The organism is Streptomyces sp. (assembly GCF_036566765.1).
Lineage (GTDB): Bacteria > Actinomycetota > Actinomycetes > Streptomycetales > Streptomycetaceae > Streptomyces.
Genome location: NZ_DATCVQ010000200.1, coordinates 1 through 11,490, shown reverse-complemented (window position 1 = coordinate 11,490; position 11,490 = coordinate 1). Strand labels below are relative to the sequence as shown.

Annotated in this window: 9 protein-coding genes and 2 pseudogenes; 4 read left to right on the top strand and 7 right to left on the bottom strand. The window is 72.8% G+C overall.

The window, feature by feature from the left end:
* Together VIU94_RS11415 and VIU94_RS11410 are read right to left on the bottom strand one after the other, a co-directional pair.
* On the bottom strand, positions 1-2,274 hold a 2,274-nt coding region (locus VIU94_RS11415; RefSeq protein WP_331910315.1), incomplete at its 3' end, for a Tex family protein.
* Positions 2,275-2,360: 86 nt separating this feature from the next.
* Entirely contained in the window at positions 2,361-3,227 is an 867-nt protein-coding gene (locus VIU94_RS11410) for an SCO6745 family protein (RefSeq protein WP_331910313.1), read from the bottom strand.
* A gap of 145 nt (positions 3,228-3,372) precedes the next feature.
* Between VIU94_RS11410 and VIU94_RS11405 the strand changes: the two genes are divergently transcribed.
* Positions 3,373-4,344: a GlxA family transcriptional regulator gene (locus VIU94_RS11405; protein ID WP_331910311.1), complete on the top strand. Its 972-nt coding sequence runs from the start codon at positions 3,373-3,375 to the stop codon at positions 4,342-4,344.
* Between the two features lie 23 nt (positions 4,345-4,367).
* Positions 4,368-5,003: a DJ-1/PfpI family protein gene (locus VIU94_RS11400; protein ID WP_331910309.1), complete on the top strand. Its 636-nt coding sequence runs from the start codon at positions 4,368-4,370 to the stop codon at positions 5,001-5,003.
* Positions 5,004-5,043: 40 nt separating this feature from the next.
* Here the strand turns inward: VIU94_RS11400 and VIU94_RS11395 are convergent, their stop codons facing one another.
* Positions 5,044-5,787, bottom strand: coding sequence for an enoyl-CoA hydratase/isomerase family protein (locus VIU94_RS11395; RefSeq protein WP_331910317.1), 744 nt, complete (start codon positions 5,785-5,787; stop codon positions 5,044-5,046).
* A gap of 291 nt (positions 5,788-6,078) precedes the next feature.
* Here VIU94_RS11395 and VIU94_RS11390 point away from each other — a divergent pair, with 291 nt between their 5' ends.
* Positions 6,079-6,591, top strand: coding sequence for an ATP-binding protein (locus VIU94_RS11390; protein WP_331910307.1), 513 nt, complete (start codon positions 6,079-6,081; stop codon positions 6,589-6,591).
* On the opposite strand, the gene idi is transcribed toward VIU94_RS11390, so the two are convergent.
* The 4 genes and pseudogenes from idi to galE form a co-directional block, all read right to left on the bottom strand.
* Positions 6,557-7,165 (bottom strand): isopentenyl-diphosphate Delta-isomerase, encoded by a 609-nt coding sequence (gene idi, locus VIU94_RS11385; protein ID WP_331910305.1) that lies wholly within the window; start codon positions 7,163-7,165, stop codon positions 6,557-6,559. The two genes, VIU94_RS11390 and idi, sit on opposite strands and share 35 nt — an antisense overlap.
* Positions 7,166-7,319: 154 nt before the next feature.
* Positions 7,320-8,604 (bottom strand): annotated as a pseudogene (locus VIU94_RS11380) (GNAT family N-acetyltransferase).
* Positions 8,605-8,840: 236 nt separating this feature from the next.
* Positions 8,841-9,782 carry a cation diffusion facilitator family transporter gene (locus tag VIU94_RS11375; RefSeq protein ID WP_331910303.1) on the bottom strand — a complete coding sequence of 314 codons (942 nt, stop codon included), beginning with the start codon at positions 9,780-9,782 and terminating at the stop codon, positions 8,841-8,843.
* A 165-nt stretch (positions 9,783-9,947) separates the two neighbouring features.
* Positions 9,948-10,931, bottom strand: a complete 984-nt coding sequence (gene galE / locus VIU94_RS11370) for a UDP-glucose 4-epimerase GalE (protein ID WP_331910301.1) — start codon at positions 10,929-10,931, stop codon at positions 9,948-9,950.
* A 251-nt stretch (positions 10,932-11,182) separates the two neighbouring features.
* Here galE and VIU94_RS11365 point away from each other — a divergent pair.
* A pseudogene (locus VIU94_RS11365) lies at positions 11,183-11,490 on the top strand (CDP-alcohol phosphatidyltransferase family protein); the annotation flags it as partial.

The window sequence follows — 11,490 nt, the reverse complement described above, 5'->3', positions numbered from 1 at the left end:
CCCGCCGTCACCGCGCCCGCCGCCACCGCGCCGCTGCTGGGGCGGCCGGCCGCCCCTCTCGCGCTCACGCTCGCGCTTCGGCGCGCCCGCGCCCGTCTCCGGGGCCGCCTCGTCGTCCAGGCGGAGCGTGAGCGAGATCCGCTTGCGGGGGATGTCGACGTCGAGGACCTTGACCTTCACCACGTCACCCGGCTTCACCACGTCCCGCGGGTCCTTGACGAACGTCTTCGACATCGCGGAGACGTGCACCAGGCCGTCCTGGTGGACGCCGACGTCCACGAACGCGCCGAACGCCGCCACGTTCGTGACCACGCCCTCGAGCACCATCCCCGGCGCGAGGTCGCCGAGCTTCTCGACGCCCTCCTTGAAGGTCGCCGTCTTGAACGCAGGGCGCGGGTCGCGGCCCGGCTTCTCCAGCTCGCGCAGGATGTCGGTGACCGTCGGCAGACCGAAGGTCTCGTCGACGAACGCGTCCGCCCGCAGCGACCGCAGCACGGACGTGTTGCCGATCAGCGAGGCGACCTCGCCGCCCGCCGTCTTCACCATCCTCCGCACCACCGGGTACGCCTCGGGGTGCACGCTCGACGCGTCCAGCGGGTCGTCGCCGCCCCGGATGCGCAGGAAGCCCGCGCACTGCTCATACGCCTTCGGACCGAGCCGCGCCACGTCCTTAAGGGCGCGGCGCGAGCGGAACGGGCCGTTGGCGTCGCGGTGCGCGACGATGTTCTCCGCCAGGCCCGCGCCGATCCCGGACACCCGCGAAAGCAGCGGCGTGGACGCCGTGTTGACGTCGACGCCGACGCCGTTCACACAGTCCTCGACCACCGCGTCCAGCGAGCGCGACAGTTTCACCTCTGACAGGTCGTGCTGGTACTGGCCGACGCCGATCGACTTCGGGTCGATCTTCACCAGCTCCGCCAGCGGGTCCTGCAGCCGCCGCGCGATGGAGACCGCGCCGCGCAACGACACGTCCAGGCCCGGGAGTTCCTGCGAGGCGAACGCGGACGCCGAGTACACCGACGCGCCCGCCTCCGAGACCATCACCTTCGTGAGCTTCAACTCCGGGTGCTTCTCGATGAGTTCACCGGCCAGCTTATCCGTCTCACGGGAGGCCGTGCCGTTGCCGATGGCCACCAGCTCGACCGCGTGCTCCTTCGCGAGCCGCGCCAGCTTCGCCAGCGACTCGTCCCACTTGTTCGCCGGAACGTGCGGGTAGATCGTGTCGGTGGCCACCACCTTGCCGGTCGCGTCGACCACGGCGACCTTCACGCCGGTGCGGAACCCGGGGTCGAGGCCCAGCGTCGCCCGGGTGCCCGCGGGGGCGGCGAGCAGCAGGTCCCGCAGGTTGGCGGCGAAGACGCGTACCGCCTCGTCCTCGGCGGCCGTGCGCAGCCGCAGCCGCAGGTCGATGCCGAGGTGCACCAGGATCCGGGTGCGCCAGGCCCAACGCACGGTGTCCTGCAGCCACTTGTCGCCCGGTCGGCCCCGCTCGGCGATGCCGAAGCGGTGCGCGACGATCGGCTCGTACGTCGACGGGCCGTCGGTGGGCTCCTCCGGCTCCAGGTCCAGGGAGAGCACGTCCTCCTTCTCACCGCGCAGCATCGCGAGGATGCGGTGCGAGGGCAGCGCGGTGAACGGCTCGGCGAAGTCGAAGTAGTCGGCGAACTTCGCGCCGGCCTCCTCCTTGCCCTCCCGGACCTTCGCCGCCAGCCGGCCCCGGCCCCACATCCGCTCGCGCAGCTCGCCGATCAGGTCGGCGTCCTCGGAGAACGTCTCGGTGAGGATCGCCCGTGCACCCTCCAGCGCGGCTGCGGCGTCCGCGACGCCCTTGTCCGCGTCCACGAACGCCGCGGCCGCCGCCAGCGGCTCCACCGACGGGTCGGCGAGCAGCCCCTCGGCCAGCGGCGCGAGCCCGGCCTCGCGGGCGATCATCGCCTTGGTGCGCCGCTTCGGCTTGAACGGCAGATAGATGTCCTCCAGGCGGGCCTTGGTGTCGGCGGCCCGGATCTGCGCCTCCAGCTCCGCCGTCAGCTTGCCCTGTTCGCGCACGGAGTCGAGGATCGCGGTGCGCCGGTCCTCCAGCTCCCGCAGGTAGCGCAGCCGTTCCTCGAGCGTGCGCAGCTGCGCGTCGTCGAGCATCTCGGTCGCTTCCTTGCGGTAGCGCGCGATGAACGGCACGGTCGACCCGCCGTCGAGCAGCTCGACGGCCGCCTTCACCTGTCGCTCGCGTACGCCGAGCTCCTCGGCGATCCTTGCTTCGATGGACGTCGTCACGGTGTCCCGACTCGCCTTCTCGTGCCTCAAGCTTGCGTGTGCATTGTGCCGGGTCGGTCGGCGGAACACCGCATGCGCCCCGCCGCTCAGCCCTTGCCGATGAGGTCGGCGGGGAACGCGCCGGCGACGGCGGCCGTCATCAGGAAGCCGCGGCCCAGCTCGGTGAGGCGCTCGACGCCCGCCGCGCCCAGGTGTTCGTACGGGGCGGAGTCCAGCCGGTCCGTCTGCGCTTCGAGCTCCTCGCGCAGCGCGACGCCGGCCTCGGTGAGCTCGCCCTCGGCGTCGAGCAGGCCGCGCCCGCGCAGCCGCTCGGCCGCCGCCTCCCAGTCGGCGCGTCGCCAGCCGCGGCTCGCCAGGACCCAGCGCGGGGACATGCCCTTGCCGGTGGCCGTGTGGCTGACGAGGGCCTCCACCGGGTCGAGCCCGGCGGACAGCAGCGCCACGAGGTGCGCGTCGCCGCGGTGCTCACGGAGCAGGGTGGTGGCGTGCCAGAGCCGTACGTGCGGGGCCTCGGGCACCGGCAGGTCGGCGTTGCCCGCGTACAGCGGGCGGGCGTGCCGGGTGCAGGCCTCGGCGGCGCGCAGCGCCAGCTCGGCGGCCTCCGCCAGCTCCGCCGAGGCGAGCGTCTCCTCGCCGAGCAGCCGGCGCAGCGTGGCGTCGACGACGCGCAGCCGGGCGTCGAGCACGTCGGCGGGGGAGGCGACGTCCCAGACGGCGGGGAAGTGCTGTGCGAGCAGCGCGTGGTTGTAGTTGTAGAACGTCGCGGCCACCGCGCCCGGGCCGACGGCCCCGAGCGGGGCACTCCGCGCGGCCAGCCGCATCGCGCTCGAGTCCGTGAACCCGAGCGTCGCGAACTCCCGGTCCAGGTCGGGCGAGAAGAACAGCGTGGCGTGCAGCGAGTTCAGGGACCCGGCGCAGCGACGTCCGGCGCGGGGCGGCAGGAGGGTGCTCATGCCCTGCACGTTACCGACTGGTCGGTATTGAACGGAACCCCGGGGCTTTCAGGCCTCCCCGCGGGACGGGCCTATCCGCCGCGATGGCAGGAAAGGTGGGGTGCTCGTCATTGCAGCCATCGGCGGCGGCGCGAACCATGGAGGCATGACGCAGCGACCCGTTCTCGTCGTCCTCTTCGACGGCGTGCAGAGCCTCGACGTCACCGGCCCCGTGGAGGTGTTCGCCGGTGCCGGCCGCGCCGTCGGGGACCCGGCTGCGTACCCGATCCGCACCGCCTCGCTCGACGGCGGACCGGTGCGCGCCCACAGCGGACTGCGGCTGTTGCCCGACGCCGCGCTCGCCGACGCGGTCGCCGACGGACCGCCGCACACCCTGCTCGTCCCCGGCGGCGAGGGCACCCGCAGGCCCGACCCGGAGCTGATCGACTGGCTGCGCGGACACGCTCCGCGCGCCGAGCGGCTGGTCTCCGTCTGCACGGGCGCGCTGCTGCTCGCCGAGGCCGGGCTGCTCGACGGCCGCCGCGTCACCACGCACTGGAGCGTCTGCGAGCACCTCGCGCGCCGCCATCCCGAGGTCGACGTCGACCCCGACCCGATCTTCGTCCGGGACGGCCGGCTCGCCACCTCCGCCGGGGTCACCGCCGGGATCGACCTCGCGCTCGCCCTGGTCGAGGAGGACCTGGGCCACGAGGCGGCGCTCACCGTCGCCCGCCACCTGGTCGTGTTCCTGCGCCGCCCGGGCAATCAGGCGCAGTTCAGCGCCCAGCTGTCCGCGCAGACCGCCCGCCGCGCCCCGCTGCGCGATCTCCAGCACTGGATCACCGAGCACCCCGGCGCAGACCTCTCCGTCGAGGCCCTCGCCGCCCGCGCCCGCCTGTCGCCCCGGCACTTCGCCCGCGCCTTCCACTCCGAGACCGGCACGACTCCCGGCCGGTACGTCGACCGGGTCCGGCTCGAACACGCCCGCAGACTCCTGGAGGAGACCGCCGACGGCGTCCAGGAGGTCGCCCGGGCGGCCGGCTACGGCACGCCCGAGGCGATGCGCCGCGCCTTCGTCAAGGCACTCGGCACCGCCCCGGCCGACTACCGCCGCCGCTTCCACGCACCCATTGGTTGACCGACCCTGTGAAAGGAACCCGCATGCAGATCGCCGTGCTCCTCTACGACCGCTTCACCACGCTCGACGCCGTCGGCCCGTACGAACTCCTCGCCCGACTGCCCGGGGCCGAGACCGTCTTCGTCGCCAAGGAGGCGGGGCCGGTGCGCAACGACCAGGGGAGCCTCGCGCTCGTGGCGGACAAGACCCTCGCCGAGGTGCCGCACCCCGACATCGTCCTGGTCCCGGGCGGGCCGGGGTCCCGGGACGCCATGGGGGACGAGGTGATTCTCGACTGGGTGCGTGCGGCCGACGCGACCAGCACCTGGACCACCTCCGTGTGCACCGGGTCGCTGGTGCTGGGCGGGGCCGGGCTGCTCAAGGGGCGGCGGGCCACCAGTCACTGGCTCGCGCTCGACGTGCTGCCGATGCTCGGGGCCGAGCCGACCGGTGAGCGCGTCGTCTTCGACGGCAAGTACGTCACGGCCGCCGGCGTCTCCTCCGGCATCGACATGGCGCTGCACCTGCTCGGCCGGATCGGCGGCGACCGGGCCGCGCAGACCGTGCAGCTGCTGACCGAGTACGACCCGCAGCCGCCGTACGACGCGGGCTCGCCCGAGAAGGCCCCGGCCGACATCGTCGCCTACTGGCGCGGCCAGGAGCTCGTCGTCGAGAACTGAGCAGAGAACTGAGTAGAGAACTGAGTGGAGAACGGAGGGGTCAGACGCCGTACGTGAACCGCGGCGGTCGGCGCTCCAGGAAGGCCGCGACGCCCTCAGCCGTGTCGCCGCTGCCGCCCGCCTCGGCCGCCCAGTGGGCGTCCCGGTCGGTGCGGCCGTCGGCGAACTCCTTCGCCGCCGCCTGCGTGAGCAGCGAGCGCGAGACGAGCACCCGGGTGAACTCGGCGACCCGCTTGTCGAGTTCACCGGCGGGCAGCACCTCGTCGACCAGACCCGTCCGCAGCGCCCGCTCCGTGTCGATCAACTCGCCCGAGAAGAGCAGGTACTTGGCGGCCGCCGGGCCCACCAGCGCGGTGAGCCGCCGGGTCGAGGAGGCCGGGTAGACGATGCCGAGCTTCGCCGGGGTCACCCCGAACCGCGCGCCCTCCTCGGCGAACCGCAGATCGCACGCGGCGGCCAGCTGGCTGCCGCCGCCCACGCAGAAGCCCCGGATCGCCGCCAGCGTGGGCTTCGGGAACGTGGCGAGCGCCGTCTCGGCCCGAACCGCGAGAGACTGCTGCTCGTCGCCGGGCTCGCGCAGCGTGGAGATGTCCGCGCCGGCGCAGAACGTGTCGCCGTGCCCGGTGAGCACCAGCGCCCGGACGGCCGGGTCGGCCGCGAGTCGCCCCAGCAGCTCGGGCAGGGCGCGCCACATCCCGGCCGTCATGGCGTTGCGCTTGGCGGGGTTGGCGATCACGACGGTGGCCACCCCGTCGGCGACGGCGTGCGTGAGCTGCGGCTCCATGGGCTCCATGGGGCGGATGCTATCCGGGGGCCCGACACACCCCGCACTCGCATCTGCGCAAGCATCCGCGTACGCATCCGCACGCGCATCCGCCCCGGGAGTGCCCGGCGATTCGCCCGAGAACCCGTCAGTAGAAGATCAGACACAGTCGAACAACTGACGCGGGCATACTCAATCGATCAGATTCTGGTCGATACATGTCGACTTCTGGTCAGTAGGCCGGTCCGTACCTGCGGGATGTCGAGACTCCCCCTCGTGGCGACAATCGAGCACGAGGGTGGGAGCCGGACTATGGAGAGCCGCGGGAGCGTCCCCGCCCGGCCACCGTCCTACGAGGGGGTCTGGCGCTTCACCGCTCCTGCGGTCGACGTCTCCGTGCCGCAGGCCCGGCACGCCGTCCGCGACCTGATCGGCCGGCAGCGCGTCCCGGCCCACGACGACACCGTGCAGGGCCTGCTCCTGATCGTCTCCGAGCTGGTCACCAACGCGGTCAAGCACGCCGCGCTGCTCTCCCCGGAGATCGCGGTCGAGGTCGCGATCGGCGCCGAGTGGATCCGGGTGTCCGTCGAGGACAACCACCCGTACCGCCCGAAGGCGCTGGAGGCCGACTACGCGCAGACCGGCGGCCGCGGGCTGCTCCTCGTGCGGGAGATCGCCCTGGAGGCCGGCGGCACCTGCGACGTCGAGCACACCGCGAGCGGCGGCAAGATCATCTGGGCGGCGCTGCCCCTCGCCCCGCAGGTGCCGGGGCAAGGGGCGGCGCCCGAGGTCACCAGCCCCCTGCCGGACCCGTCAGCTCCTTGATCGCCGGACGCGCGGCGTCCAGCACGGTCATGAACCAGGCCGAGAACGGCGCCGAGGCGTGCCGCTCGGTCAGCTCCTCGGCCGTCACGAACGCGGTGTCCTCGATCTCCTCGGGGTCAGGCCGCACCGGCCCCTGCACCAGGCCGACGAACAGGTGGTTGTACTCCTGCTCCACCAGGCCGGACGCCGGGTCCGGGTGGTTGTAGCGGACCGTGCCCGCCTCCGCCATCAGCGACGGCGAGACGCCGAGCTCCTCGTACGTCCGCCGGGCCGCCGCCGCGAACGGCGCCTCGCCCGGGTAGGGGTGACCGCAGCAGGTGTTCGACCAGACGCCGGGGGAGTGGTACTTGCCGAGCGCCCGGCGCTGCAGCAGCAGCCGGCCCGACTCGTCGAAGAGGAACACGGAGAACGCCCGGTGCAGCCGGCCCGGCGCCTGATGGGCGGAGAGCTTCTCGGCGGTGCCGATCGTCCTGCCCTCTTCGTCGACCAGTTCGAGCATGATCGACGGCTGGACTCCGTTCGGCTGGACGCCGTTCGACGAGTGGTGCGCCGCGGTGGCTGGTGTGGTCGGCATACTCATCCTTCGCTTCGGTCCTCGGCCCGGTGGGGCTCGTTCAGTCTGCCGCACAAACCCGGCTTGTCCCCACATCGGCAGCCGGACATGTCAGCTCCCGCCGTACCGGAGTACACGGAGTGCACCCACGCGTACGACGGGAGCGGACGGAGCGTCAGACCCCGAAGGACGCCGGGTAGCGGATCATGCCCAGCGGAAGCGGAACCGAATCGTCCAGCGCGAGCGCCATCAGGGCTTCGTCCGGAACCTCGAAACCTGGCCTGATCCCGTACTCCGACGCCCGGACGAAGCCGAACCGCGGGTAGTACGGCGGATGCCCCAGCACCAGCACCAGCCGCTCCCCGCGCAGCCGCGCCGCGTCGAGCACGGCCCGGACCACAGCCTCGCCGGCGCCCTGCCGCTGGAACGCGGGAGCGACGGCCACCGGGCCCAGCGCGGCGGCCGGCTCGCCGCCGACCGTGCACCGGGTGATCAGCGCATACCCCGCCACCGTGCCGTCCGGGGCCTCCGCGACGTACGAGAGACCCGGAAGCCAGGCCTCCGCGTCCTCCCGCAGGGCGTCGACGAGCCCGGCCTCCTCCGCGGTCGCGAAGGCCGCCCTATTGATCTCCCGTACGGCGCGGACGTCCGCGGGCGTCTCCTCCCGGGTGCTCCCCCTACGCCCTGGGGGCGTGGGGGGACCCCCAGCGCGGGTCGGCCGGACGCAGGACGTAGCCGGTGTAGCCGTACTCGTCGCCGTGCTCGTGGCGCATCGCGATCTCAGCGCGGGTGGCGGCCAGGGCCTCGGTCATGCCGGGCGTCGCCGGGTCGGCGGCGTCCGCCTGCTCTCCGAGCGGGCCGTAGTACTCGTCCCAGTCGCTCTCCGGCTGGGGCACGACCCCGAGGACGTGGTAGCCCGCCCCGACCGCCGCCGCGGTGTTCTCGGCGGTGGTGCGCAGCGCGTAGTGCTGCGCCCAGAAGGCGCGGGCCTCCGGGCCGGGGGTGTCGGTGGTCCACTCGCACTCGGTGAGGACGAGCGTCCCTCCCGGTGCGAGCAGCCTGCGCCAGGAGCGCAGGGCGGTGTCGAAGCCGATCGTGTAGGCCGAGCTCTCCGCCCAGATCAGGTCGAAGGAGCCGTCCGGGAGGTCGAGCGCGCCCATGTCCGCCTCGACGACGCGGATCGCATCGCCGAGCCCGCGGGCGTCGGCGGTGGCGCGCAGTTCGTCGAGGAACGGCCGGTGCAGATCGACGGCCGTGACCTCGGCGTTCGCCTCGGCCGCGAGCAGCAGCGCGCTGCGGCCCGGGCCGCAGCCCAGGTCGAGCACGCGCGGACGAGCGGGAAGGGGGCCGGCAAGCGAGAGCAGCCGGCGGGTGGTGGTGTCGGAGCCCGGGCCCTGCCGCGGAAGACCGTGGTGCAGGGCGAAGAAGGCCTCGTACAGAGCGTTGTTGTTGTCGGACAACGTGGGAAACCCTTGTGTGAGAGGGCCCCGGCCGACGTCGTCAGGTCAGCCGGAGACCCGGAAGCTGAAGGAGGACCGGGCGCTGCCGCAGGCGGCAGCCTCCATCGCGACGGTCATCAACCTCAGCTCCTCTCTCACACGTGCGGACCGGCCGAGGCTACCAGCGGGCTGCGTTCGGTCGCAGGCATTTCGGTCGCAGGGCCCCTCGGTGACGGGACCCTCGGCGACAGGGCCCCTCAGTGGCAGAGCTTCGCCTCGTGCGCGGCATGGCCCACCGGCTCCAGCTGGAAGGTGCAGTGCTCCACGTCGAAGTGGTCGCCCAGGCAGCCCTGGAGGTCGTGCAGCATCTTCTCGTGGCCCACCGCGTCCAGTGCCTCCTGGTCGACCACCACATGCGCGGAGAGCACCGGCATTCCGGAGGTGATCGTCCAGGCGTGCAGGTCGTGCACGTCCTGCACGCCGGGCAGCGCCACGATGTGGGCGCGCACCTCCGCCATGTCGACGCCCTTGGGGGCCGACTCCAGGAGCACGTCGAGGGTCTCGCGCAGCAGCTTCACCGTGCGCGGCACGATCATCAGGCCGATCGCGATCGAGGCGATCGGGTCCGCGTACTGCCAGCCGGTCGCCAGGATGATGCCGGCCGAGATCAGCACCGTGACCGAGCCGAGCGCGTCCGCGAGCACCTCCAGATAGGCGCCGCGCACGTTGAGGCTCTCCTTCTGGCCGCGCACCAGGAGCGAGAGCGAGATCATGTTGGCCACGAGGCCCACCAGGGCGAAGGCGATCGTCAGGCCGCCCCTGGTCTCGGCGGGCTCGATGAACCGCTGGATCGCCTCGTACAGCACGTAGCTGCCGACGCCGAGCAGCAGCAGGCAGTTCGCGAGGGCGGCCAGGATCTCCGCCCGGGCGTAGCCGAAGGTGCGGTTCCCGGCAGCGGGCCGGTTGGCGAAGTGGATCGCGAGCAGGGCCATGGCCAGGCCGACCGCGTCGGTCGCCATGTGGGCCGCGTCGGCGATCAGCGCCAGCGAGTCCGAGACGATGCCGCCGATGATCTCCACGACCATCACGGAGAGCGTGATGGCGAGCGCGATCCGCAGCCGCCCCCGGTACGCGGCGGCTGCCGTGCCCGTCGGCGGCGGGCCGCCGTGGCTATGCCCGTGGTCGTGTCCAGCCCCCATGACAAGGCCTCCCGGTCGTGTCGTTCCTTGTGCCCCGAGTGGCCAGTGAACTACGGGTGGGGGGTATGTGCAACACGGTACTGAACACCGTTGTCATATGCTCTGACCTGCGGTTATGTCCGCAGGTCAGAGATCGTGCACAGACGCCGGGAGATCACCGCCCGGTCAGCCCGCCGTGGCCTCCGGGTGGTGCAGCCGCCAGCCCTCCCAGGCCGACTCGACCATTTCGCGTACCCCGCGGGTGGCCGTCCACCCCAGTTCCTTGGTGATCCGGTCCACCGAGGCGACCGCCCGCGCCGAGTCGCCCGGCCGGCGTCCCTGGATCACCGGGGCGCCCGTGAACCCGGTCACCTCGGCGACCAGATCGGCCAGCTCGCGCACCGAGACGCCCCGGCCGCGCCCGATGTTCAGCGTCAGGTCCCCGCCGTCGCGCTGTCCGTCCAGCCGGCGCGCGACCGCCAGATGCGCGTCGGCGAGGTCGGCGACGTGGATGTAGTCGCGGATGCAGGTGCCGTCCGGGGTCGGGTAGTCCGCGCCGAAGATCCGCGGGGCCTCGCCCCGGGTGATCCGGTCGAAGAACATCGGGATGATGTTGAACACCCCGGTGTCCGCCAGCTCCGGCCGGGCGGCGCCCGCCACGTTGAAGTAGCGCAGACAGGCGGTCGAGAGGCCGTGCGCCCGCCCGGTCGCCCGCACGAGCCACTCGCCGGTCAGCTTGGTCTCCCCGTACGGGTTGATCGGCTCGGCCGGGGTCTCCTCGGTGATCAGCTCCACGTCCGGGACGCCGTACACGGCCGCCGAGGAGGAGAAGAGGAACCGCGGCACATCGGCCGCGACCACGGCCTCCAGGAGCACCGTCAGTCCGTGCACGTTCTCCCGGTAGTAGAGCAGCGGGCGCTCGACGGACTCGCCGACCTGCTTCTTCGCCGCGAGATGCACCACACCGGTCACCTCGTGCTCGGCGAGGGTCCGGTCGACCAGTTCCCGGTCGGAGATCGACCCCCGCACCAGGGGGATGTCCGTGGGCAGCCGCTCGGGGACGCCCGAGGTGATGTCGTCGAGCACGACGACCCGCTCGCCCGCGCTCGTCATGGCATCCGCCACATGAGCCCCGATATAGCCCGTTCCACCCGTGATCAGCCACGTCATGACAGCCACCCTAAGCGGTCGGGAGCCGCGGTTTGTGGGCCGAGGCGTCGATCGCCCATGATGATCTCCGCAGCGGCGGCGCGTGACCGGCGAGCGGGGCATCCCGTCGACGGACCGGGGGAGGCCTCCGCGCAAAACCTCGGTGAACTCGCGCTTTCGTTCATCCGATAGCCTCAGCCGACGTGCCGCCGCCCGGGTCACGGGCCGGGCCGCCGTGCCATCAGCCCTGTCAGCTCCAAGGAGTGAGTCGTCTGTCGACCGCCATCCTCACCGGCCCGCCGGTCCCCGGATCGTCGCTCGACGGCGATCTGAGGTCGCTCGGCTTCGACGTGCGGGTCGCCGCAGGACCCACGGAGACGGCGGCGCTGCTCGCCGCCGTGCCGGCCGGACGCCGCGTCGCCGTCGTCGACCCGCGGTTCGTCGGACACCTGCACGCCCTGCGGCTCGCTCTCACCGACCCCCGGTTCCCGGCGGCCGCCGCCCCCGGCGCGCTCACCGCGCAGGCCGAGGCCCGTCCCGCCCTGGAGCGGGCGCTGGCCGAGGCCCCGGCCGACCCCTG